The sequence below is a fragment of the Escherichia sp. E2748 genome, from assembly GCF_005781125.1.
Classification (GTDB): Bacteria; Pseudomonadota; Gammaproteobacteria; order Enterobacterales; family Enterobacteriaceae; genus Escherichia.
Window position 1 is genome coordinate 211,919 of sequence record NZ_VATP01000028.1, and the last position, 23,659, is coordinate 235,577.

The following is a 23,659-nucleotide window of genomic DNA, read 5'->3' on the forward strand; positions in this document are numbered from 1 at the left end:
CTGAAGAACACAGCAATTTTGCGTTATCTGTTAATCGAGACTGAAATACATGAAAAAAACCACATTAGCACTGAGTGCACTGGCTCTGAGTTTAGGTTTGGCGTTATCTCCGCTCTCTGCAACGGCGGCTGAGACTTCTTCAGCAACGACAGCCCAGCAGATGCCAAGCCTTGCACCGATGCTCGAAAAGGTGATGCCTTCAGTGGTCAGCATTAACGTAGAAGGTAGCACAACCGTTAATACGCCGCGTATGCCGCGTAATTTCCAGCAGTTCTTCGGTGATGATTCCCCGTTCTGCCAGGAAGGTTCTCCGTTCCAGAGCTCCCCGTTCTGTCAGGGTGGTGGACAAGGTGGTAACGGCGGTGGCCAGCAACAAAAATTCATGGCGCTGGGGTCTGGCGTCATCATTGATGCCGATAAAGGCTATGTCGTGACTAACAACCACGTTGTCGATAATGCGACGGTCATTAAAGTTCAACTGAGCGATGGCCGTAAGTTCGACGCGAAGATGGTCGGCAAAGATCCGCGCTCTGATATCGCGCTGATCCAGATCCAGAACCCGAAAAACCTGACCGCGATTAAGATGGCGGATTCCGATGCGCTGCGCGTGGGTGATTACACCGTCGCTATCGGTAACCCGTTTGGTCTGGGCGAGACGGTAACTTCCGGTATCGTCTCTGCACTGGGGCGTAGCGGTCTGAACGCCGAAAACTACGAAAACTTCATCCAGACGGACGCAGCAATCAACCGGGGTAACTCCGGTGGTGCGCTAGTTAACCTGAACGGTGAACTGATCGGTATCAACACCGCGATCCTTGCACCGGACGGCGGTAACATCGGTATCGGTTTTGCTATCCCGAGCAACATGGTGAAAAACCTGACCTCGCAGATGGTGGAATACGGCCAGGTGAAACGCGGCGAGTTGGGCATTATGGGGACCGAGCTGAACTCTGAGCTGGCGAAAGCAATGAAAGTTGACGCCCAGCGTGGCGCTTTCGTAAGCCAGGTTCTGCCGAACTCTTCTGCTGCAAAAGCGGGGATTAAAGCGGGTGATGTGATCACCTCACTGAACGGTAAGCCGATCAGCAGCTTTGCCGCGCTGCGTGCTCAGGTGGGTACTATGCCGGTGGGCAGCAAACTGACCCTGGGCTTGCTGCGCGATGGTAAGCAGGTCAACGTGAATCTGGAACTGCAGCAGAGCAGCCAGAATCAGGTTGATTCCAGCTCTATCTTCAACGGCATTGAAGGCGCTGAAATGAGCAACAAAGGCAAAGATCAGGGCGTGGTCGTGAACAACGTGAAAACCGGTACTCCGGCTGCGCAGATTGGCCTGAAAAAAGGTGATGTGATTATTGGCGCGAACCAGCAGACAGTGAAAAACATCGCTGAACTGCGTAAAGTTCTCGACAGCAAGCCGTCAGTGCTGGCGCTGAACATTCAGCGCGGCGATAGCACCATCTACCTGTTAATGCAGTAATCTCCCTCAACCCCTTCCTGCAAACGGGAAGGGGTTCTCTTTTCAATTTGTGACCCCCTCCACAACTCCATATTTCTCTGTCGTCCTTTGTGCATTTGCACAATGCTGTGGGTTGCGTACTTCCTTATGCTAAACCGTGCACAACGGAGGGCTTATGGCTGGCTGGCATCTTGATACCAAAATGGCGCAGGATATCGTGGCGCGTACCATGCGCATCATCGATACCAATATCAACGTAATGGATGCTCGCGGGCGAATTATCGGCAGCGGCGATCGTGAGCGTATTGGTGAATTGCACGAAGGTGCATTACTGGTACTGTCGCAAGGGCGGGTGGTCGATATCGATGATGCGGTAGCGCGCCATCTGCACGGTGTACGTCAGGGGATTAACCTGCCGTTACGGCTGGAAGGCGAGATTGTCGGCGTTATCGGCCTGACCGGTGAACCGGAGCATTTGCGCAAATATGGTGAACTGGTCTGTATGACGGCGGAGATGATGCTGGAACAGTCGCGGTTGATGCACCTGCTGGCGCAGGATAGCCGACTGCGTGAAGAGTTAGTCATGCATCTGATTCAGGCTGAAGAAAATACGCCAGCGTTAACCGAATGGGCGCAACGACTGGGTATCGATCTCAATCAACCCCGCGTGGTGGCCATTGTCGAGGTCGATAGCGGCCAGCTTGGCGTGGACAGCGCGATGGCGGAACTACAGCAACTGCAAAATGCACTCACCACGCCGGAACGCAACAATCTGGTGGCGATAGTCTCGCTAACCGAAATGGTGGTGCTGAAACCGGCATTGAATACGTTTGGGCGCTGGGATGCTGAGGACCATCGTAAGCGAGTAGAGCAACTTATTACTCGTATGAAGGAGTACGGTCAGTTGCGTTTTCGCGTGTCACTGGGCAATTATTTTACCGGCGCTGGCAGTATTGCGCGTTCTTATCGTACGGCGAAAACAACGATGGTAGTGGGTAAACAGCGGATGCCAGAAAGTCGCTGCTATTTTTATCAGGATCTGATGCTGCCAGTATTACTCGACAGTTTACGTGGCGACTGGCAAGCCAACGAACTGGCGCGTCCTCTGGCACGGCTAAAAGCGATGGATAATAATGGCTTGCTGCGGCGGACGCTGGCAGCGTGGTTTCGCCATAATGTGCAGCCGCTGGCAACGTCAAAGGCGCTGTTTATCCATCGCAATACTCTGGAGTATAGGCTTAATCGTATATCGGAACTGACCGGGCTGGATTTGGGCAATTTTGATGACAGGTTGCTGCTGTATGTTGCGTTGCAACTGGATGAAGAGCGGTAGGTTACGCGTTAAGGTCGAGGCGGCGCTGGCTTGCTCCCCTCACCCCGAAGGGAAGAGGGGATTGCCCGAGCTAACTGTCTGTTCGGGATTATTTACGCGTCAGTTTTTCCAGATCGGCTTCAATCTCGCTGATCTTATTGGTTACTACTGACTCCAGGTGACGTAAGTCGTCGAGGATCTTACGTTTAAGATCAACTTCGCTGCGGTCACGCTGGCAGATTTGATCAAGCTCATCAATGATATAACGCAGATTCGGGCTGATCTCCTGCACTTCTTTATAACCCTGACCCACACCATCGGCGACCACTGTTTTGCGCTGACGCGGATATTTAAACTTCACGCTCTTAGCGAAAAACTCGCCTTTGTCTTTCTGAAAATAGATTTTCAGAATATCGTTGTTGGCTTCCTGCCGGAGGCTGTAACGATCAATTTCTTCAGGATTGGTAATACCCAGACTTTTCAGATTGTCGTACATAGCGTTACCTCAAAATGAGTCAGTAAATGGTGCTTATCTTAGCATTTGGCCAGGCCCGCCCGGCTCGACTGTGATCGCAGAAAGCCTTTTTTCCAGACTTCTATCATGGCGTAAAAATCAAAAAATTACCTGCTTTATTCTGGCGATATTCCAGGGGATGGATTAGCACATTTATCTTCGTTTTGCGAATTACACGACAGTCCGAAACAAGATGAAAAAGTATTTAAAAAAGGGGAAGAATGAGTAGGACGAATTAATCTGAGCCAGAAAGCAAACGGGCAGCGTCGTGCTGCCCGTGTGCATACTTTTAGTCGATGGTACGCAGCAGTTCGTTGATACCGACTTTACCGCGGGTTTTCGCGTCAACTTTCTTAACGATAACCGCACAGTAAAGGCTGTATTTACCATCTTTCGACGGCAGGTTGCCGGATACCACCACAGAACCTGCCGGTACGCGACCGTAATGGATTTCGCCGGTTTCACGGTCGTAAATACGGGTGCTCTGACCGATGTATACGCCCATGGAAATGACGGAACCTTCTTCGACAATCACGCCCTCAACGACTTCAGAACGTGCGCCGATGAAGCAGTTATCTTCAATAATGGTCGGGTTAGCCTGCAACGGCTCCAGTACACCGCCGATGCCTACACCGCCAGACAGGTGGACGTTTTTACCAATCTGCGCACAGGAACCGACAGTGGCCCAGGTATCAACCATCGTACCTTCATCAACGTATGCGCCGATGTTGACGTAAGATGGCATCAGCACGGTATTACGGGCGATAAATGCGCCCTGACGCACTGCCGCTGGTGGCACTACGCGGAAGCCTTCTTTCTGGAAACGCGCTTCATCGTAGTTAGCGAATTTCATCGGCACTTTATCGAAGAAGCGGCTTTCTGCCCCTTCGATCACCTGATTATCATTAATACGGAAAGAGAGCAGCACCGCTTTTTTCAACCACTGATGCGTCACCCACTGACCGTCAATTTTTTCCGCTACACGCAGTGCGCCGGAATCCAGCAGGGCGATCACCTGATTTACCGCTTCGCGGGTAACGGTGTCTGCATTGGCTGGCGTGATCTCGGCACGGCGTTCAAAAGCGGTTTCAATAATGTTCTGTAACTGCTGCATTGTTAAACTCTTTTCATATCAGTAAACACATCACCCTTTATCGTTTGGATTGAGGGCCTCTGTCAACCGCTGATGCACTTCCTGCTGCAACTCGTTATTAAGTGCGCGCCGATCAGCGGTAGCGATTATGAATAAATCTTCTACTCGCTCGCCAATGGTTGTAATTCGAGCGCCATGAAGCGAAATTCCCAGATCGGCAAAAATTTTTCCAACTCGGGCCAGTAGTCCAGGTTGGTCGAGAGCGATCAGTTCGAGGAATGATTTTCGATCGGTATGGGTAGGCAAAAACGTCACTTCGGTTTCAACCGTAAAGTGACGGAGTTTGGCCGGTTGACGACGCGGCTGTGGTGGCTGCCAGCTACTTTGCGTCAGTACCTGCTCAAGTCCAAAACGAATGACTTCATGGCGATCAGCGGACAGCGGGCTGCCATCTGGTTCCAGCACGATGAAGGTATCCATCGCCATACCGTCGCGAGTGGTGAAAATTTGTGCGTCGTGAACGCTTAAATTGCGGCGGTCTAATTCGGCACAGACGGCAGCAAACAGATAGGGGCGGTCCGGACTCCAGATAAATATCTCCGTTCCGCCGCGTGTGGCTTGCGGACTAAGCAATACCAGCGGCTTGCTTAAATCATGCTGCAATAAATGGCGCGCATGCCAGGCCAGTTGATTTGGGCTATGGCGGACAAAATAGTTGGCGCGACAACGTGACCAAATCTGGTGTAACGCCTCTTCGTCGATATTGTCCATACGCAGCAGCGCCAGCGCCTGAAGCTGGTGATGGCGAACCCGTTCGCGCATATCCGGCGTGTTTTGCATCCCGCGTCGTAGCTGTTTTTCGGTGGCGAAATAGAGTTCGCGCAGCAGGCTTTGCTTCCAGCTATTCCATAGTGTTTCGTTGGTGGCGCAAATATCGGCCACTGTCAGGCATACCAGATAGCGCAGCCGGGTTTCCGTTTGCACTTCTTCGGCAAATTGCTTGATGACTTCCGGGTCCTGAATATCGCGGCGTTGGGCGGTGACCGACATCAGCAAGTGCTGGCGAACCAGCCAGGCTACCAGTTGCGTTTCGCGCGAGTTCAGCCCGTGGAGCTCGGCAAAATGCACTACGTCTTGTGCGCCGAGTATAGAGTGGTCGCCGCCGCGCCCTTTGGCGATATCGTGAAACAGTGCGGCGATAAAGATAAGCTCAGGTGACGGCAATCGCGGCCAGACATCCACACACAACGGATGGCGCTGGCGCGTTTCTTCACTGGCAAAACTCTCCAGTTTCAACATCACGCGAATAGTATGTTCATCCACCGTGTAGGCGTGGAACAGGTCAAACTGCATCTGCCCGACGATATGCGACCATTGAGGCATATAGGCACCGAGCACGCTATGGCGATGCATCGGTAACAGTCCACGACGCACCGAACCAGGGTGACGCAGAATGCTCAAAAATAGCTTTCGCGCTTGCGGAATATTGCACAGCGGTTGTTGCAGATGGCGACGGGCATGACGTAACTGGCGCAGTGTGGTGGAGTAAATGCCGGTGATCGCACTGTTGCGCACCATGGTATAGAACATGCGTAATATCGCTTCTGGTTGGCGCATAAACAGCGTTTCATCGCGCAGATCGATAAGCGTGCCGCGTAGCTGAAATTCATCGTCTATTGGTCGCGGTTTTTCGTCGGCAGGGAGGGCGAGGATAGCCTCGTCGAACAGTTGCAATAGCATATGGTTAAGTTCGCTAACGCGGCGCGTAACGCGAAAATAATCCTTCATCATCTGTTCGACAGGCTCGTTACCTTCGCCACCGTAATTCAGACGCTGGGCAACGCTAAGCTGGCGATCAAATAACAGGCGATTATCGTAACGATTGACCACCAAATGCAGGGCGAAGCGAATTCGCCAGAGAATATGCAAACACTCATTTAGCTCTGCACGTTCCGCAGACGTTAAGAAGCCAAATCCGACCATTTCATCGAGTGATGTTGCGCCAAAATGACGGCGGGCCACCCATTGCAGAGTGTGGATATCGCGCAAGCCGCCGGGGCTACTTTTGATATCTGGTTCAAGATTGTAGCTGGTGCCGTGATAACGCTGGTGGCGCTGGTTTTGTTCTTCAACTTTCGCCGCGTAAAACTTATCGGACGGCCAGAATCCTTCGCTGAAAATATGCTTTTGCAGTTCGAGAAATAGCGCTACATCGCCAATTAACAAGCGGGATTCGATCAGGTTGGTTGCGACGGTTAAATCTGATAATCCTTCCAGTAAGCACTCTTCAAGCGTGCGCACGCTATGACCGACTTCCAGCTTCACATCCCAGAGCAGCGTTAACAGCTCGCCCACTTTTTGTGCCTGATCGTCCGGAAGTTTTTTACGGCTTAAGATCAGTAAATCGACGTCTGAAAGCGGATGCAGCTCGCCACGACCATAACCACCGACGGCAACCAGCGCCAGATCGGCGATCTGGCTGAATCCTGCTTCAATCCATAACCGTTGCAGGAGCTGGTCGATAAATTCAGTGCGGGCTTCAATCAATTGTTCAGCGGAGATCCCACTATCAAAGGCATCACCCAGCCAACGCTGGAAGATATCGATATGGGCTTTTATCCCACAGACAGTTAATTCATCACGGGGCCAGGCGCATGGATTTTGCGGTTGACCGGGCAGGGTGGGGAGAGCGGTATTTGCGTACTGTTCTGGAAGGGTATTCATCGTGCGCCACCCATAAGATTACATTATCACATTAAAAAAGCCGGCATTCGCCGGCTTCAGATTGTTGACAAAGTGCGCTTTGTTCATGCCGGATGCGGCGTGAACGCCTTATCCGGCCTACAACTCCTTGCAAATGGAGAAGGTCGGACGCATCAGGCATTTTTGCGTTTGTCTTCCTCTTATTCGTCGTGCGAGATTATCGCCGGGATGGTGTCATCCTTGCGTAACGTCAGAATTTCGCAGCCGTTATCAGTCACCACAATAGTATGCTCGTATTGTGCAGACAAGCTGCGATCTTTGGTTTTTACTGTCCAGCCATCTTTCATGGTGCGGATCTCTTTTTTACCCGCGTTGACCATTGGCTCGATAGTGAATGTCATCCCTGGTTTCAGCACGACGTTGGTTTCAGGGGAGTCATAGTGCAGCACCTGCGGTTCTTCATGGAAGCCGCGACCAATACCGTGCCCGCAATATTCACGAACGACAGAGAAGCCTTCTGCTTCGACAAATTTCTGAATCGCTGCACCGATTTCGCGCAGATTGATGCCTGGTTTCACCATACGCAGCGCCAGGTACAGGCTCTCTTGCGTGATGCGGCACAGGCGTTCGCCCATGATGGTCGGCTTACCGACGATAAACATTTTCGAGGTATCGCCGTGGAAACCATCCTTAATAACGGTGACATCGATGTTAACGATGTCGCCATCTTTCAGCAGCTTGGCATCGTCCGGAATACCGTGGCACACCACTTCATTAATAGAGATGCAAACAGATTTCGGATAACCATGATAGCCGAGGCAGGCAGAAACCGCGTGTTGTTCATTAACAATGTAATCATTACAGATGCGATCCAGCTCACCGGTGCTGACGCCCGGTTTAACATAGGGTTCGATCATCTCCAGCACTTCGGCAGCCAGGCGGCCAGCGACGCGCATTTTTTCGATATCTTCAGGGGTCTTGATTGAGATAGCCATTAATTCTGTCCATCAGCGTCGGTGATACCGACAATATATATGTAAGTGCTGTCAATGGTATCACACCCGGGCAAATTGAGAATCATTCTGAATTTCGCCAAACGTGCCACTGAACGTTTTCTATAATAGAAAATTCATCGTCTGGTGCTGTACACAGCGCCAACAATTATTGGTGTCCGCAACGTATTTGTGGTATAAAGCGCGCCGGACTTCCGATCCATTTCGTATACACAGACTGGACGGAAGCGACAATCTCACTTTGTGTAACAACACACACGTATCGGCACATATTCCGGGGTGCCCTTTGGGGTCGGTAATATGGGATACGTGGAGGCATAACCCCAACTTTTATATAGAGGTTTTAATCATGGCAACTGTTTCCATGCGCGACATGCTCAAGGCTGGTGTTCACTTCGGTCACCAGACCCGTTACTGGAACCCGAAAATGAAGCCGTTCATCTTCGGTGCGCGTAACAAAGTTCACATCATCAACCTTGAGAAAACTGTACCGATGTTCAACGAAGCTCTGGCTGAACTGAACAAGATTGCTTCTCGCAAAGGTAAAATCCTTTTCGTTGGTACTAAACGCGCTGCAAGCGAAGCGGTGAAAGACGCTGCTCTGAGCTGCGACCAGTTCTTCGTGAACCATCGCTGGCTGGGCGGTATGCTGACTAACTGGAAAACCGTTCGTCAGTCCATCAAACGTCTGAAAGACCTGGAAACTCAGTCTCAGGACGGTACTTTCGAAAAGCTGACCAAGAAAGAAGCGCTGATGCGCACTCGTGAGCTGGAGAAACTGGAAAACAGCCTGGGCGGTATCAAAGACATGGGCGGTCTGCCGGACGCTCTGTTTGTAATCGATGCTGACCACGAACACATTGCTATCAAAGAAGCAAACAACCTGGGTATTCCGGTATTTGCTATCGTTGATACCAACTCTGATCCGGACGGTGTTGACTTCGTTATCCCGGGTAACGACGACGCAATCCGTGCTGTGACCCTGTACCTGGGCGCTGTTGCTGCAACCGTACGTGAAGGCCGTTCTCAGGATCTGGCTTCCCAGGCGGAAGAAAGCTTCGTAGAAGCTGAGTAATAAGGCTTGATAACTCCCCCAAAATAGTTCGAGTTGCAGAAAGGCGGCAAGCTCGAGAATTCCCGGGAGCTTACATCAGTAAGTGACCGGGATGAGCGAGCGAAGACAACGCATCTGCGGCGCGAAATATGAAGGGGGGAGAGCCCTTATAGACCAGGTAGTACACGTTTGGTTAGGGGGCCTGCATATGGCCCCCTTTTTCACTTTTATATCTGTGCGGTTTAACGCCGGGCAGATCACATCTCCGAGGATTTTAGAATGGCTGAAATTACCGCATCCCTGGTAAAAGAGCTGCGTGAGCGTACTGGCGCAGGCATGATGGATTGCAAAAAAGCACTGACTGAAGCTAACGGCGACATCGAGCTGGCAATCGAAAACATGCGTAAGTCCGGTGCTATTAAAGCAGCGAAAAAAGCAGGCAACGTTGCTGCTGACGGCGTGATCAAAACCAAAATCGACGGCAACTACGGCATCATTCTGGAAGTTAACTGCCAGACTGACTTCGTAGCGAAAGACGCTGGTTTCCAGGCGTTCGCAGACAAAGTTCTGGACGCAGCTGTAGCTGGCAAAATCACTGACGTTGAAGTTCTGAAAGCACAGTTCGAAGAAGAACGTGTTGCGCTGGTAGCGAAAATTGGTGAAAACATCAACATTCGCCGCGTTGCTGCGCTGGAAGGCGACGTTCTGGGTTCTTATCAGCACGGTGCACGTATCGGCGTTCTGGTTGCTGCTAAAGGCGCTGACGAAGAGCTGGTTAAACACATCGCTATGCACGTTGCTGCAAGCAAACCAGAATTCATCAAACCAGAAGACGTATCCGCTGAAGTGGTAGAGAAAGAATACCAGGTACAGCTGGACATCGCGATGCAGTCTGGTAAGCCGAAAGAAATCGCAGAGAAAATGGTTGAAGGCCGCATGAAGAAATTCACCGGCGAAGTTTCTCTGACCGGTCAGCCGTTCGTTATGGAACCGGCAAAAACTGTTGGTCAGCTGCTGAAAGAGCATAACGCTGAAGTGACTGGCTTCATCCGCTTCGAAGTAGGTGAAGGCATCGAGAAAGTTGAGACTGACTTTGCAGCAGAAGTTGCTGCGATGTCCAAGCAGTCTTAATTATCGAAAAGGAGCCGCCTGAGGGCGGCTTCTTTTTGCGCCCATCTTGTAAATTCAGCTAACCCTTATGGGGCTGCGCTGAAAAGCGACGTACAATGTCGCTAGTATTAATTCATTTCAATCGTTGACAGTCTCAGGAAAGAAACATGGCTACCAATGCAAAACCCGTCTATAAACGCATTCTGCTTAAGTTGAGTGGCGAAGCTCTGCAGGGCACGGAAGGCTTCGGTATTGATGCAAGCATACTGGATCGCATGGCTCAGGAAATTAAAGAGCTGGTTGAACTAGGTATTCAGGTTGGTGTGGTGATTGGTGGGGGTAACCTGTTCCGTGGCGCTGGTCTGGCGAAAGCGGGTATGAACCGCGTTGTGGGCGACCACATGGGGATGCTGGCTACCGTAATGAACGGTCTGGCAATGCGTGATGCACTGCACCGCGCCTATGTGAACGCTCGTCTGATGTCCGCTATTCCGTTGAATGGCGTGTGCGACAGTTACAGCTGGGCAGAAGCAATCAGCCTGTTGCGTAACAACCGTGTGGTGATCCTCTCCGCCGGTACGGGTAATCCATTCTTCACCACTGACTCCGCAGCTTGCCTGCGTGGTATCGAAATTGAAGCCGATGTGGTGCTGAAAGCGACCAAAGTTGATGGTGTGTTTACTGCTGATCCAGCGAAAGATCCAACTGCAACTATGTATGAGCAGCTGACTTACAGCGAAGTGCTGGAAAAAGAGCTGAAAGTCATGGACCTGGCGGCCTTTACGCTGGCTCGTGACCACAAATTACCGATTCGTGTTTTCAACATGAACAAACCGGGTGCACTGCGCCGTGTGGTAATGGGTGAAAAAGAAGGAACATTAATCACGGAATAATTCCCGTGATGGATAAATAAGGGTAAGATTCCGCATAAGTATCGCGGGGGCGTAAGTCTGGTTATAAGGCGTTATTGTTGCAGGCAGTCTGGTCACGGCCAGCGCGCAGCAACCGGAGCGTACATAAGTACGTGAGGATGGCGAGCACTGCCCGGGGCCAAAATGGCAAATAAAATAGCCTAATAATCCAGACAATTACCCGTAATATGTTTAATCAGGGCTATACTTAGCACACTTCCACTGTGTGTGACTGTCTGGTCTGACTGAGACAAGTTTTCAAGGATTCGTAACGTGATTAGCGATATCAGAAAAGATGCTGAAGTACGCATGGACAAATGCGTTGAAGCGTTCAAAACCCAAATCAGCAAAATACGCACGGGTCGTGCTTCTCCCAGCCTGCTGGATGGCATTGTCGTGGAATATTACGGCACGCCAACGCCGCTGCGTCAGCTGGCAAGCGTAACGGTAGAAGATTCCCGTACTCTGAAAATCAACGTGTTTGACCGTTCAATGTCTCCGGCCGTTGAAAAAGCGATTATGGCGTCCGATCTCGGCCTGAACCCGAACTCTGCGGGTAGCGACATTCGTGTTCCGCTGCCGCCGCTGACGGAAGAGCGTCGTAAAGATCTGACCAAAATCGTTCGTGGCGAAGCTGAACAGGCGCGTGTTGCAGTACGTAACGTGCGTCGTGATGCGAACGACAAAGTGAAAGCACTGTTGAAAGAAAAAGAGATCAGCGAAGACGACGATCGCCGTTCTCAGGACGATGTACAGAAACTGACTGATGCTGCAATCAAGAAAATTGAAGCGGCGCTGGCAGACAAAGAAGCAGAACTGATGCAGTTCTGATTTCTTGAACGACAAAAAACGCCGCTCAGTAGATCCTTGCGGATCGGCTGGCGGCGTTTTGCTTTTTATTCTGTCTCAACTCTGGATGTTTCATGAAGCAACTCACCATTCTGGGCTCGACCGGCTCGATTGGTTGCAGCACGCTGGACGTGGTGCGCCATAATCCCGAACACTTCCGCGTAGTTGCGCTGGTGGCAGGCAAAAATGTCACTCGCATGGTAGAACAGTGCCTGGAGTTCTCTCCCCGCTATGCCGTTATGGACGATGAAGCGAGTGCGAAACTTCTTAAAACGATGCTACAGCAACAGGGTAGCCGCACCGAAGTCTTAAGCGGGCAACAAGCTGCCTGCGATATGGCGGCGCTTGAAGATGTTGATCAGGTGATGGCGGCGATTGTGGGCGCTGCTGGCCTGTTACCTACCCTTGCCGCGATCCGCGCCGGTAAAACCATCCTGCTGGCAAACAAAGAATCACTGGTCACCTGCGGACGTCTGTTTATGGACGCAGTAATGCAGAGTAAAGCACAGTTATTACCGGTCGATAGCGAACACAACGCCATTTTTCAGAGTTTACCGCAACCTATTCAGCATAATCTGGGATACGCTGACCTTGAGCAAAATGGCGTGGTGTCCATTTTACTTACCGGGTCTGGTGGCCCTTTCCGTGAGACGCCCTTGCGCGATTTGGCAACAATGACGCCCGATCAAGCATGCCGTCATCCGAACTGGTCGATGGGACGTAAAATTTCTGTCGATTCGGCTACCATGATGAACAAAGGTCTGGAATACATTGAAGCTCGCTGGTTGTTTAACGCCAGCGCCAGCCAGATGGAAGTGCTGATTCACCCGCAGTCAGTGATTCACTCGATGGTGCGTTATCAGGACGGTAGCGTTCTGGCGCAACTGGGCGAACCCGACATGCGTACGCCAATTGCCCACACCATGGCATGGCCGAATCGCGTGAACTCTGGCGTGAAGCCGCTCGATTTTTGCAAATTAAGTGCGTTGACATTTGCCGCACCGGATTATGAGCGTTATCCATGCCTGAAACTGGCGATGAAGGCGTTCGAACAGGGCCAGGCAGCGACGACCGCATTGAATGCCGCAAACGAAATCACTGTTGCAGCCTTTCTTGCGCAACAAATCCGCTTTACGGATATCGCCGCGTTGAATTTATCCGTGCTGGAAAAAATGGATATGCGCGAACCACAATGTGTGGACGATGTGTTGTCTGTTGATGCCAATGCGCGTGAGGTCGCCAGAAAAGAGGTGATGCGTCTCGCAAGCTGAGGATAATCCGGCTACAGAGAGTCGTGCTATTTGTTAGCGTAGGGCTTCAGTGATATAGTCTGCGCCATCTGATCGTCAGTAGTTGGCTTTGTAAGGTCAGATATGCCGTGGTTTTACACGGCTTTTTTTTGTATAGGCTTCAGTATTCCTGAGTACCGTAAACCCTGTCAGGGAATAAAAAACGCGTGATGTTGTCTGCTACTCAACCACTTAGCGAAAAATTGCCAGCACATGGCTGTCGCCATGTTGCGATCATTATGGACGGCAATGGTCGCTGGGCAAAAAAGCAAGGGAAGATTCGTGCCTTTGGGCATAAAGCCGGGGCAAAATCCGTCCGCCGGGCTGTCTCTTTTGCGGCCAACAACGGTATTGAGGCGTTAACGCTGTATGCCTTTAGTAGTGAAAACTGGAACCGACCAGCGCAGGAAGTCAGTGCGTTAATGGAACTGTTTGTGTGGGCGCTTGATAGCGAAGTAAAAAGCCTGCACCGACATAACGTGCGTCTGCGTATTATTGGCGATACCAGTCGCTTTAACTCGCGTTTGCAAGAACGTATTCGTAAATCTGAAGCGTTAACTGCCGGGAATACCGGTCTGACGCTAAATATTGCGGCGAACTACGGTGGACGTTGGGATATTGCCCAGGGAGTCAGGCAACTGGCTGAAAAGGTGCAGCAAGGAAACCTGCAACCGGATCAGATAGATGAAGAGATGCTTAACCAGCATGTCTGTATGCATGAACTGGCCCCTGTAGATTTAGTAATTAGGACTGGGGGGGAGCATCGCATTAGTAACTTTTTGCTTTGGCAAATTGCCTATGCCGAACTTTACTTTACAGATGTTCTTTGGCCCGATTTCGATGAACAAGACTTTGAAGGGGCGTTAAATGCCTTTGCTAATCGTGAGCGTCGTTTCGGCGGCACCGAGCCCGGTGATGAAACAGCCTGATGGGGGTCGCTTTTGCTGAAGTATCGCCTGATATCTGCTTTTGTTTTAATACCCGTAGTCATCGCGGCGCTGTTTTTGTTGCCGCCGGTGGGGTTCGCCATTGTTACGCTGGTAGTTTGTATGCTGGCGGCGTGGGAATGGGGACAGCTTAGCGGTTTTACCACTCGCTCGCAGCGGGTATGGCTGGCGGTGCTGTGCGGGTTATTGCTGGCGCTGATGCTTTTTCTATTGCCGGAATATCATCGGAATATTCATCAACCACTGGTTGAAGTCTCACTTTGGGCTTCACTTGGTTGGTGGGGTGTTGCGTTATTATTGGTGCTATTTTACCCCGGTTCGGCGGCAATCTGGCGCAACTCTAAAACGTTACGCATTATTTTCGGTGTATTAACCATTGTGCCTTTCTTTTGGGGCATGCTGACGTTACGTGCTTGGCACTATGACGAGAATCATTACAGTGGCGCGATATGGCTGCTCTATGTCATGATCCTGGTCTGGGGAGCTGACTCAGGGGCATATATGTTTGGCAAATTATTTGGCAAACATAAGCTGGCGCCGAAGGTTTCTCCGGGTAAAACCTGGCAAGGTTTTATTGGCGGACTCGCGACCGCAGCAGTAATCTCATGGGGTTATGGTATGTGGGCGAATCTCGACGTCGCACCCGTCACCTTACTCATTTGCTCCATTGTCGCAGCGTTAGCTTCTGTGCTCGGCGACTTAACTGAGAGCATGTTTAAGCGCGAAGCAGGAATTAAGGACAGCGGTCATTTAATTCCAGGACACGGTGGTATTTTAGATCGTATTGATAGCCTGACGGCTGCGGTGCCGGTCTTTGCTTGCCTGTTGTTGCTGGTATTCAGGACGCTTTAACGGAAGGTATTATGCTGAGTTTTCTCTGGGATTTGGCTTCGTTCATTGTTGCACTGGGGGTGCTTATCACCGTGCATGAATTTGGTCATTTCTGGGTTGCCCGGCGCTGTGGTGTTCGCGTTGAGCGTTTCTCAATAGGTTTTGGTAAGGCGCTCTGGCGCCGCACTGACAAACTCGGCACCGAATATGTCATCGCCCTGATCCCCCTGGGCGGTTATGTCAAAATGCTGGATGAACGCGCAGAACCGGTTGTTCCGGAACTTCGCCACCATGCCTTCAACAATAAAACTGTTGGCCAGCGTGCAGCGATAATCGCCGCAGGTCCGGTTGCAAACTTCATTTTTGCTATCTTTGCTTACTGGCTGGTTTTTATCATTGGTGTTCCCGGCGTTCGCCCGGTTGTTGGTGAAATATCAGCCAACTCGATTGCCGCACAAGCACAAATTGTACCTGGCACGGAACTAAAAGCTGTAGATGGTATCGAAACGCCTGATTGGGATGCCGTGCGCTTACAACTGGTTGACAAAATCGGCGACGAAAGCACCACCCTTACGGTGGCACCTTTTGGCAGCGATCAACGACGAGATGTAAAGCTTGATTTGCGAAACTGGGCGTTTGAGCCTGATAAGGAAGATCCGGTATCTTCTTTGGGTATTCGCCCTCGTGGTCCGCAAATTGAACCTGTACTGGAAAATGTGTCACCAAACTCAGCGGCAAGTAAGGCGGGTTTGCAAGCAGGCGACAGGATCGTTAAAGTCGATGGTCAGCCATTAACGCAATGGCTGACGTTTGTGATGCTTGTCCGGGATAACCCGGATAAACCGTTAGCGTTAGATATCGAAAGACAGGGGAGTCCCTTGTCTGTGACATTAATCCCGGAGAGCAAACCGGGTAAGGGTAAAGCGATTGGTTTTGCCGGCATTGAGCCGAAAGTCATTCCTTTGCCAGACGAGTATAAAGTTGTACGCCAGTATGGACCGTTCAACGCCATCGTTGAGGCCACGGACAAAACGTGGCAATTGATGAAGCTGACGGTCAGTATGCTGGGAAAATTGATCACCGGTGATGTGAAACTGAACAACCTCAGTGGGCCGATCTCTATCGCCAAGGGGGCTGGGATGACAGCGGAACTCGGGGTTGTTTATTACCTGCCGTTCCTTGCGCTTATTAGCGTGAACTTAGGGATAATTAACCTGTTTCCGTTGCCCGTACTTGACGGGGGGCATCTGCTGTTCCTTGCGATCGAAAAGATCAAGGGCGGACCGGTATCCGAGCGGGTTCAAGACTTTTGTTATCGCATTGGCTCGATTCTGCTGGTGCTGTTAATGGGGCTTGCACTTTTCAATGATTTCTCTCGGTTATGAGAGTTAGTTAGGAAGAACGCATAATAACGATGGCGATGAAAAAGTTGCTCATAGCGTCGCTGCTGTTTAGCAGCGCCACCGTATACGGTGCTGAAGAGTTCGTAGTGAAAGACATTCATTTCGAAGGCCTTCAGCGTGTCGCCGTTGGTGCGGCCCTCCTCAGTATGCCGGTGCGCACAGGCGACACGGTTAATGATGAAGATATCAGTAATACCATTCGCGCTCTGTTTGCTACCGGCAACTTTGAGGATGTTCGCGTCCTTCGTGATGGTGATACCCTTCTGGTTCAGGTAAAAGAACGTCCGACCATTGCCAGCATCACTTTCTCCGGTAACAAATCGGTGAAAGATGACATGCTGAAGCAAAACCTCGAGGCTTCTGGCGTGCGAGTGGGGGAATCCCTCGATCGCACCACCATTGCCGATATCGAGAAAGGTCTGGAAGACTTCTACTACAGCGTCGGTAAATACAGCGCCAGCGTAAAAGCTGTCGTGACCCCACTGCCGCGTAACCGTGTTGACCTAAAACTGGTGTTCCAGGAAGGTGTGTCAGCTGAAATCCAGCAAATCAACATTGTTGGTAACCATGCTTTCACCACCGACGAACTGATCTCTCATTTCCAGCTGCGTGACGAAGTGCCGTGGTGGAACGTGGTAGGCGATCGTAAATATCAGAAACAGAAACTGGCGGGCGACCTTGAAACCCTGCGCAGTTACTATCTGGATCGCGGTTATGCCCGTTTCAACATCGACTCTACCCAGGTCAGTCTGACTCCAGATAAAAAAGGTATCTACGTCACGGTAAACATCACCGAAGGCGATCAGTACAAACTCTCTGGCGTTGAAGTGAGCGGTAACCTTGCCGGGCACTCTGCGGAAATCGAACAGTTGACTAAGATCGAGCCGGGTGAGCTGTATAACGGCACCAAAGTGACCAAAATGGAAGATGACATTAAAAAACTTCTCGGTCGCTACGGTTATGCCTATCCGCGCGTTCAGTCGATGCCTGAAATCAACGACGCCGACAAAACCGTTAAATTACGTGTGAACGTTGATGCGGGTAACCGTTTCTACGTACGTAAGATCCGTTTTGAAGGTAACGACACCTCGAAAGATGCCGTCCTGCGCCGAGAAATGCGCCAGATGGAAGGTGCCTGGTTAGGCAGCGATCTGGTCGATCAGGGTAAAGAACGCCTGAATCGTCTGGGCTTCTTTGAAACGGTTGATACCGATACTCAACGTGTTCCGGGTAGCCCGGACCAGGTTGACGTGGTCTACAAGGTAAAAGAGCGCAACACCGGTAGCTTCAACTTTGGTATCGGTTACGGTACTGAAAGTGGTGTGAGCTTCCAGGCTGGCGTGCAGCAGGATAACTGGTTAGGTACCGGTTATGCTGTTGGTATCAACGGGACCAAAAACGATTACCAGACCTATGCTGAATTGTCGGTAACCAACCCGTACTTCACTGTAGATGGTGTAAGCCTTGGCGGTCGTGTCTTCTATAATGACTTCCAGGCAGATGACGCTGACCTGTCCGACTATACCAACAAGAGTTATGGTACAGACGTGACGTTGGGCTTCCCGATCAACGAATATAACTCGCTACGTGCGGGTTTGGGTTATGTCCATAACTCCCTGTCCAACATGCAGCCGCAGGTTGCGATGTGGCGTTATCTCTACTCTATGGGTGAGCATCCAAACACCTCTGATCAGGATAACAGCTTCAAAACGGACGACTTCACGTTTAACTATGGTTGGACCTATAACAAGCTCGACCGTGGTTACTTCCCGACGGATGGTTCCCGTGTCAACCTGACCGGTAAAGTGACCATTCCGGGATCGGATAACGAATACTATAAAGTGACGTTAGACACGGCGACCTATGTGCCGATCGACGACGATCACAAATGGGTTGTTCTGGGTCGTACTCGTTGGGGCTACGGTGATGGTTTAGGCGGCAAAGAAATGCCGTTCTATGAAAACTTCTATGCAGGTGGTTCCAGCACCGTGCGTGGCTTCCAGTCCAATACCATCGGTCCGAAAGCGGTTTACTTCCCGCATCAGGCCAGTGATTATAATCCGGACTACGATTATGAATGTGCAACTCAGGACGGTGCAACCGACCTGTGTAAATCGGATGATGCAATTGGGGGTAACGCTATGGCGGTTGCCAGCCTGGAACTCATCACTCCGACGCCGTTCATTAGCGATAAGTATGCCAACTCGGTCCGTACCTCCTTCTTCTGGGATATGGGTACCGTTTGGGATACTAACTGGGATTCAAGTCAGTACTCTGGATATCCGGACTATAGTGATCCAAGCAATATCCGTATGTCTGCGGGTATCGCATTACAATGGATGTCCCCATTGGGGCCGTTGGTGTTCTCCTACGCCCAGCCGTTCAAAAAGTACGATGGAGACAAGGCTGAACAGTTCCAGTTTAACATTGGTAAAACCTGGTAAGTGTTCTCCACAAAGGAATGTAGTGGTAGTGTAGCGATGACTTTAGGCGATCTCGATAAGATCGCCGGGCCACGCAAAGAACTGCACCTTCCGGTGCAAATGGGATGGTAAGGAGTTTATTGTGAAAAAGTGGTTATTAGCGGCAGGTCTCGGTTTAGCACTGGCAACTTCTGCTCAGGCGGCTGACAAAATTGCAATCGTCAATATGGGCAGCCTGTTTCAGCAGGTAGCACAGAAAACCGGTGTTTCTAACACGCTGGAAAATGAGTTCAAAGGCCGTGCCAGCGAACTGCAGCGTATGGAAACTGATCTGCAAGCTAAAATGAAAAAGCTGCAGTCCATGAAAGCCGGCAGCGATCGCACTAAGCTGGAAAAAGACGTGATGGCTCAGCGCCAGACTTTTGCTCAGAAAGCGCAGGCTTTTGAGCAGGATCGCGCACGTCGTTCCAACGAAGAACGCGGTAAACTGGTTACTCGTATCCAGACTGCTGTGAAATCCGTTGCCAGCAGCCAGAGCATCGATCTGGTTGTTGACGCAAACGCCGTTGCTTACAACAGCAGCGATGTAAAAGACATCACTGCTGACGTACTGAAACAGGTTAAATAAGTAATGCCTTCAATTCGACTGGCTGATTTAGCGCAGCAGTTGGATGCAGAACTACACGGTGATGGCGATATCGTCATCACCGGCGTTGCGTCCATGCAATCTGCACAAACAGGTCACATCACGTTCATGGTTAACCCTAAATACCGTGAACATTTAGGCTTGTGCCAGGCGTCCGCGGTTGTCATGACTCAGGACGATCTCCCTTTCGCGAAAAGTGCCGCGCTGGTAGTGAAGAATCCCTACCTGACTTACGCGCGCATGGCGCAAATTTTAGATACCACGCCACAGCCCGCGCAGAACATTGCACCGAGTGCAGTGATCGACGCGACGGCGAAGCTGGGTAACAACGTATCAATTGGCGCTAACGCGGTGATTGAGTCCGGCGTTGAACTGGGCGATAACGTGGTTATCGGCGCCGGTTGCTTCGTTGGTAAAAACAGCAAAATCGGTGCAGGTTCGCGTCTTTGGGCGAACGTGACGATTTACCATGAGATCCAGATTGGTCAGAATTGCCTGATCCAATCCGGAACTGTGGTAGGCGCAGACGGCTTTGGCTATGCCAACGATCGTGGTAACTGGGTGAAGATCCCGCAGATTGGTCGCGTAATTATTGGCGATCGCGTGGAGATCGGCGCATGTACCACCATCGATCGCGGTGCGCTGGACGACACCGTTATTGGCAATGGCGTGATCATTGATAACCAGTGCCAGATTGCACATAACGTCGTGATTGGCGACAATACGGCGGTTGCCGGTGGCGTCATTATGGCGGGCAGCCTGAAAATTGGTCGTTACTGCATGATCGGCGGTGCCAGCGTAATCAACGGGCATATGGAAATATGCGATAAAGTGACGGTTACGGGCATGGGTATGGTGATGCGTCCCATCACTGAACCAGGCGTCTATTCCTCAGGCATTCCGCTGCAACCCAACAAAGTCTGGCGCAAAACCGCTGCACTGGTGATGAACATTGATGACATGAGCAAGCGTCTGAAATCGCTTGAGCGCAAGGTTAATCAACAAGACTAACGTTCCATCTTTTGTTCGCCAAACTTTACGGCCTGTCTCATTCTTACGATTGCGGCAGGCCGTGTTATTATTGTCGTTTCTTATATTTTGACAGGAAGAGTATCTTGACTACTAACACTCATACTCTGCAGATTGAAGAGATTTTAGAACTTCTGCCGCACCGTTTCCCGTTCTTACTGGTGGATCGCGTACTGGATTTTGAAGAAGGTCGTTTTCTGCGCGCAGTAAAAAATGTCTCTGTCAATGAGCCATTCTTCCAGGGCCATTTCCCTGGAAAACCGATTTTCCCGGGTGTGCTGATTCTGGAAGCAATGGCACAGGCAACAGGTATTCTGGCGTTTAAAAGCGTAGGAAAACTGGAACCGGGTGAGCTGTACTACTTCGCCGGTATTGACGAAGCGCGCTTCAAGCGCCCGGTCGTGCCTGGCGATCAAATGATCATGGAAGTCACTTTCGAAAAAACGCGCCGCGGCCTGACCCGTTTTAAAGGGGTTGCTCTGGTCGACGGTAAAGTAGTTTGCGAAGCAACGATGATGTGTGCTCGTAGCCGGGAGGCCTGATACGTGATTGATAAATCCGCCTTTGTGCATCCAACTGCCATTGTGGAAGAGGGCGCGTCGATTGGCGCTAACGCCCACATTGGTCCTTTTTGTATCGTTGGACCCCATGTCGAAATTGGTGAGGGTACCGTACTGAAATCTCACGTTGTCGTGAATGGTCATACTAAAATTGGCCGCGACAATGAGATTTATCAGTTCGCCTCCATCGGTGAAGTTAACCAGGATCTGAAATATGCTGGCGAACCGACCCGCGTGGAAATCGGCGATCGTAACCGCATTCGCGAAAGCGTCACCATTCATCGTGGCACGGTCCAGGGCGGTGGATTGACGAAGGTGGGCAGCGACAACTTACTGATGATCAACGCGCACATTGCGCACGATTGTACGGTAGGTAACCGCTGCATTCTCGCCAACAACGCAACGCTGGCGGGTCACGTATCGGTAGACGACTTCGCGATCATCGGCGGCATGACCGCAGTCCATCAGTTCTGCATCATTGGTGCGCACGTGATGGTAGGCGGTTGCTCTGGTGTGGCGCAGGACGTCCCTCCTTATGTCATTGCGCAGGGTAACCATGCAACACCGTTCGGTGTCAATATCGAAGGGCTGAAGCGCCGCGGATTCAGCCGTGAGGCGATTACCGCTATCCGCAATGCGTATAAGCTGATTTATCGCAGCGGTAAAACGCTCGATGAAGTGAAACCGGAAATTGCTGAACTGGCGGAAACATATCCGGAAGTGAAAGCGTTTACCGATTTCTTTGCACGCTCAACGCGCGGTCTGATTCGTTAATGACTGAACAGCGTCCATTAACGATTGCCCTGGTCGCCGGAGAAACCTCCGGCGATATCCTGGGGGCCGGTTTAATCCGTGCTCTGAAAGAACGTGTGCCCAATGCCCGCTTTGTTGGTGTTGCCGGGCCACGAATGCAAGCCGAAGGTTGCGAAGCCTGGTACGAAATGGAAGAGCTGGCGGTGATGGGCATTGTTGAAGTGCTCGGGCGTCTGCGTCGCTTACTGCATATTCGTGCCGATCTGACAAAGCGTTTTGGCGAACTGAAGCCAGATGTTTTTGTCGGTATTGATGCGCCTGACTTCAATATTACCCTTGAAGGTAACCTTAAAAAGCAGGGTATCAAAACCATTCATTATGTCAGTCCGTCCGTCTGGGCGTGGCGACAGAAACGCGTTTTCAAAATAGGCAGAGCCACCGATCTGGTGCTCGCATTTCTGCCTTTCGAAAAAGCGTTTTATGACAAATATAACGTGCCGTGCCGTTTTATCGGTCACACCATGGCTGATGCCATGCCGTTAGATCCAGATAAAAACGCCGCGCGTGATGTGCTGGGGATCCCTCACGATGCCCACTGTCTGGCGCTGTTGCCGGGAAGTCGTGGCGCGGAAGTTGAGATGCTTAGCGCCGATTTCCTGAAAACTGCCCAGCTTTTGCGCCAGACGTACCCTGATCTGGAGATCGTGGTGCCGCTGGTAAATGCCAAACGCCGTGAGCAGTTTGAACGCATCAAAGCTGAAGTCGCGCCAGACCTGTCGGTTCATATGCTGGATGGAATGGGCCGTGAGGCGATGGTCGCCAGCGATGCGGCGCTATTGGCATCGGGTACGGCTGCACTGGAGTGCATGCTGGCGAAATGCCCGATGGTGGTGGGATATCGCATGAAGCCTTTCACCTTCTGGCTGGCGAAGCGACTGGTGAAAACTGATTATGTCTCGCTGCCAAATCTGCTGGCGGGCAGAGAGTTAGTCAAAGAGTTATTGCAGGAAGAGTGTGAGCCGCAAAAACTGGCTGCGGCGCTGTTACCGCTGTTAGCGAACGGGAAAACCAGCCACGCGATGCACGACACCTTCCGCGAGTTGCATCAGCAGATCCGCTGCAATGCCGATGAGCAGGCGGCACAAGCCGTTCTGGAGTTAGCACAATGATCGAATTTGTCTATCCGCACACGAATCTGGTTGCAGGTGTGGATGAAGTTGGGCGCGGGCCGTTGGTTGGCGCGGTCGTTACCGCTGCCGTGATCCTCGATCCGGCGCGCCCGATTGTCGGGTTGAATGATTCCAAAAAGCTAAGTGAAAAACGTCGTCTTGCGCTCTGTGAAGAGATCAAAGAGAAAGCGTTAAGCTGGAGCCTGGGCCGTGCGGAACCTCATGAAATCGACGAACTGAATATTTTACACGCGACCATGCTGGCGATGCAGCGTGCCGTCGCTGGGCTGCATATTGCGCCGGAATATGTGTTGGTTGATGGTAACCGCTGCCCGAAATTACCGATGCCGTCGATGGCTGTAGTTAAAGGCGATAGCCGCGTACCGGAAATCAGTGCTGCGTCTATCCTGGCGAAAGTGACGCGCGACGCTGAAATGGCGGCGCTGGACATCGTTTATCCACAATATGGCTTTGCCCAACACAAAGGGTATCCAACCGCTTTTCATCTGGAAAAACTGGCTGAATATGGCGCGACTGAACATCATCGTCGCAGCTTTGGGCCTGTCAAACGCGCACTGGGACTTGCGTCCTGAT

General features: G+C 51.3%; 21 protein-coding genes. 17 read left to right on the top strand and 4 right to left on the bottom strand.

The genetic code is table 11. The annotated features are described in order from the left end of the window. Positions 1-49: 49 nt before the first annotated feature. On the top strand, positions 50-1,477 hold the full coding sequence (degP, locus tag FEK42_RS20240) for a serine endoprotease DegP (RefSeq protein WP_130205012.1): 1,428 nt from the start codon (positions 50-52) through the stop codon (positions 1,475-1,477). 154 nt (positions 1,478-1,631) lie between these two features. Further along, complete coding sequence (cdaR, locus tag FEK42_RS20245; RefSeq protein WP_130217332.1) at positions 1,632-2,789, top strand: DNA-binding transcriptional regulator CdaR; 1,158 nt, start codon at positions 1,632-1,634, stop codon at positions 2,787-2,789. Positions 2,790-2,877: 88 nt separating this feature from the next. Here cdaR and FEK42_RS20250 read toward each other — a convergent pair whose 3' ends face one another. The 4 genes from FEK42_RS20250 to map all read right to left on the bottom strand — a co-directional run bounded on the left by FEK42_RS20250 (position 2,878) and on the right by map (position 8,073). After that, the gene (locus FEK42_RS20250) at positions 2,878-3,264 is read right to left on the bottom strand and encodes a DUF3461 family protein (RefSeq protein ID WP_000272188.1); all 387 of its coding nucleotides are present in this window, start codon (positions 3,262-3,264) and stop codon (positions 2,878-2,880) included. 307 nt (positions 3,265-3,571) lie between these two features. Continuing rightward, positions 3,572-4,396 carry a 2,3,4,5-tetrahydropyridine-2,6-dicarboxylate N-succinyltransferase gene (gene dapD, locus FEK42_RS20255; protein ID WP_138211939.1) on the bottom strand — a complete coding sequence of 275 codons (825 nt, stop codon included), beginning with the start codon at positions 4,394-4,396 and terminating at the stop codon, positions 3,572-3,574. A 30-nt stretch (positions 4,397-4,426) separates the two neighbouring features. After that, on the bottom strand, positions 4,427-7,099 hold the full coding sequence (glnD, locus tag FEK42_RS20260; protein WP_135406075.1) for a bifunctional uridylyltransferase/uridylyl-removing protein GlnD: 2,673 nt from the start codon (positions 7,097-7,099) through the stop codon (positions 4,427-4,429). 179 nt (positions 7,100-7,278) lie between these two features. Beyond that, positions 7,279-8,073, bottom strand: coding sequence for a type I methionyl aminopeptidase (map, locus tag FEK42_RS20265; RefSeq protein ID WP_001018190.1), 795 nt, complete (start codon positions 8,071-8,073; stop codon positions 7,279-7,281). A gap of 367 nt (positions 8,074-8,440) precedes the next feature. Between map and rpsB the strand changes: the two genes are divergently transcribed. The 15 genes from rpsB (at position 8,441) to rnhB (ending at position 23,658) form a co-directional block, all read left to right on the top strand. Further along, positions 8,441-9,166: a 30S ribosomal protein S2 gene (rpsB, locus tag FEK42_RS20270; protein WP_000246884.1), complete on the top strand. Its 726-nt coding sequence runs from the start codon at positions 8,441-8,443 to the stop codon at positions 9,164-9,166. Between the two features lie 258 nt (positions 9,167-9,424). After that, complete coding sequence (gene tsf, locus FEK42_RS20275) at positions 9,425-10,276, top strand: translation elongation factor Ts (protein ID WP_000818112.1); 852 nt, start codon at positions 9,425-9,427, stop codon at positions 10,274-10,276. A 146-nt stretch (positions 10,277-10,422) separates the two neighbouring features. Beyond that, entirely contained in the window at positions 10,423-11,148 is a 726-nt protein-coding gene (gene pyrH, locus FEK42_RS20280) for a UMP kinase (RefSeq protein WP_000224573.1), read from the top strand. Positions 11,149-11,439: 291 nt separating this feature from the next. Beyond that, a complete protein-coding gene (gene frr, locus FEK42_RS20285; RefSeq protein WP_000622419.1) occupies positions 11,440-11,997 on the top strand; it encodes a ribosome recycling factor in 558 nt (185 codons plus the stop codon). A gap of 92 nt (positions 11,998-12,089) precedes the next feature. Next, a complete protein-coding gene (gene ispC, locus FEK42_RS20290; protein ID WP_135491934.1) occupies positions 12,090-13,286 on the top strand; it encodes a 1-deoxy-D-xylulose-5-phosphate reductoisomerase in 1,197 nt (398 codons plus the stop codon). Positions 13,287-13,474: 188 nt separating this feature from the next. Further along, positions 13,475-14,233 carry a (2E,6E)-farnesyl-diphosphate-specific ditrans,polycis-undecaprenyl-diphosphate synthase gene (ispU, locus tag FEK42_RS20295; RefSeq protein ID WP_112014149.1) on the top strand — a complete coding sequence of 253 codons (759 nt, stop codon included), beginning with the start codon at positions 13,475-13,477 and terminating at the stop codon, positions 14,231-14,233. Between the two features lie 12 nt (positions 14,234-14,245). Then, a complete protein-coding gene (gene cdsA, locus FEK42_RS20300; RefSeq protein ID WP_130205024.1) occupies positions 14,246-15,103 on the top strand; it encodes a phosphatidate cytidylyltransferase in 858 nt (285 codons plus the stop codon). Positions 15,104-15,114: 11 nt separating this feature from the next. Further along, the gene (rseP, locus tag FEK42_RS20305) at positions 15,115-16,467 is read left to right on the top strand and encodes a sigma E protease regulator RseP (RefSeq protein WP_130260760.1); all 1,353 of its coding nucleotides are present in this window, start codon (positions 15,115-15,117) and stop codon (positions 16,465-16,467) included. Positions 16,468-16,496: 29 nt separating this feature from the next. Next, positions 16,497-18,929: an outer membrane protein assembly factor BamA gene (gene bamA / locus FEK42_RS20310; RefSeq protein ID WP_138211940.1), complete on the top strand. Its 2,433-nt coding sequence runs from the start codon at positions 16,497-16,499 to the stop codon at positions 18,927-18,929. A gap of 121 nt (positions 18,930-19,050) precedes the next feature. Beyond that, positions 19,051-19,536 (top strand): molecular chaperone Skp, encoded by a 486-nt coding sequence (gene skp / locus FEK42_RS20315; RefSeq protein WP_000758958.1) that lies wholly within the window; start codon positions 19,051-19,053, stop codon positions 19,534-19,536. Between the two features lie 3 nt (positions 19,537-19,539). Next, positions 19,540-20,565: a UDP-3-O-(3-hydroxymyristoyl)glucosamine N-acyltransferase gene (lpxD, locus tag FEK42_RS20320; protein WP_064524990.1), complete on the top strand. Its 1,026-nt coding sequence runs from the start codon at positions 19,540-19,542 to the stop codon at positions 20,563-20,565. A gap of 104 nt (positions 20,566-20,669) precedes the next feature. Beyond that, positions 20,670-21,125 carry a 3-hydroxyacyl-ACP dehydratase FabZ gene (gene fabZ / locus FEK42_RS20325; RefSeq protein ID WP_000210739.1) on the top strand — a complete coding sequence of 152 codons (456 nt, stop codon included), beginning with the start codon at positions 20,670-20,672 and terminating at the stop codon, positions 21,123-21,125. Between the two features lie 3 nt (positions 21,126-21,128). After that, complete coding sequence (lpxA, locus tag FEK42_RS20330; protein ID WP_000565966.1) at positions 21,129-21,917, top strand: acyl-ACP--UDP-N-acetylglucosamine O-acyltransferase; 789 nt, start codon at positions 21,129-21,131, stop codon at positions 21,915-21,917. Then, positions 21,917-23,065 (top strand): lipid-A-disaccharide synthase, encoded by a 1,149-nt coding sequence (gene lpxB, locus FEK42_RS20335; protein WP_135491935.1) that lies wholly within the window; start codon positions 21,917-21,919, stop codon positions 23,063-23,065. Before lpxA ends, lpxB begins: the two co-directional genes overlap by 1 nt. After that, positions 23,062-23,658: a ribonuclease HII gene (gene rnhB / locus FEK42_RS20340; RefSeq protein ID WP_130205032.1), complete on the top strand. Its 597-nt coding sequence runs from the start codon at positions 23,062-23,064 to the stop codon at positions 23,656-23,658. The genes lpxB and rnhB overlap by 4 nt, the downstream gene beginning before the upstream one ends. Position 23,659 lies beyond the last annotated feature (1 nt).

What these genes read in the sequence shown, in the direction of transcription:
- degP (WP_130205012.1), top strand. Translation starts at nt 50, where the DNA reads ATGAAAAAAACCACATTAGCACTGAGTGCACTGGCTCTGAGTTTAGGT.
- cdaR (WP_130217332.1), top strand. Translation starts at nt 1,632, where the DNA reads ATGGCTGGCTGGCATCTTGATACCAAAATGGCGCAGGATATCGTGGCG.
- FEK42_RS20250 (WP_000272188.1), bottom strand. Translation starts at nt 3,264, where the DNA reads ATGTACGACAATCTGAAAAGTCTGGGTATTACCAATCCTGAAGAAATT.
- dapD (WP_138211939.1), bottom strand. Translation starts at nt 4,396, where the DNA reads ATGCAGCAGTTACAGAACATTATTGAAACCGCTTTTGAACGCCGTGCC.
- glnD (WP_135406075.1), bottom strand. Translation starts at nt 7,099, where the DNA reads ATGAATACCCTTCCAGAACAGTACGCAAATACCGCTCTCCCCACCCTG.
- map (WP_001018190.1), bottom strand. Translation starts at nt 8,073, where the DNA reads ATGGCTATCTCAATCAAGACCCCTGAAGATATCGAAAAAATGCGCGTC.
- rpsB (WP_000246884.1), top strand. Translation starts at nt 8,441, where the DNA reads ATGGCAACTGTTTCCATGCGCGACATGCTCAAGGCTGGTGTTCACTTC.
- tsf (WP_000818112.1), top strand. Translation starts at nt 9,425, where the DNA reads ATGGCTGAAATTACCGCATCCCTGGTAAAAGAGCTGCGTGAGCGTACT.
- pyrH (WP_000224573.1), top strand. Translation starts at nt 10,423, where the DNA reads ATGGCTACCAATGCAAAACCCGTCTATAAACGCATTCTGCTTAAGTTG.
- ispC (WP_135491934.1), top strand. Translation starts at nt 12,090, where the DNA reads ATGAAGCAACTCACCATTCTGGGCTCGACCGGCTCGATTGGTTGCAGC.
- ispU (WP_112014149.1), top strand. Translation starts at nt 13,475, where the DNA reads ATGTTGTCTGCTACTCAACCACTTAGCGAAAAATTGCCAGCACATGGC.
- rseP (WP_130260760.1), top strand. Translation starts at nt 15,115, where the DNA reads ATGCTGAGTTTTCTCTGGGATTTGGCTTCGTTCATTGTTGCACTGGGG.
- bamA (WP_138211940.1), top strand. Translation starts at nt 16,497, where the DNA reads ATGGCGATGAAAAAGTTGCTCATAGCGTCGCTGCTGTTTAGCAGCGCC.
- lpxD (WP_064524990.1), top strand. Translation starts at nt 19,540, where the DNA reads ATGCCTTCAATTCGACTGGCTGATTTAGCGCAGCAGTTGGATGCAGAA.
- lpxB (WP_135491935.1), top strand. Translation starts at nt 21,917, where the DNA reads ATGACTGAACAGCGTCCATTAACGATTGCCCTGGTCGCCGGAGAAACC.
- rnhB (WP_130205032.1), top strand. Translation starts at nt 23,062, where the DNA reads ATGATCGAATTTGTCTATCCGCACACGAATCTGGTTGCAGGTGTGGAT.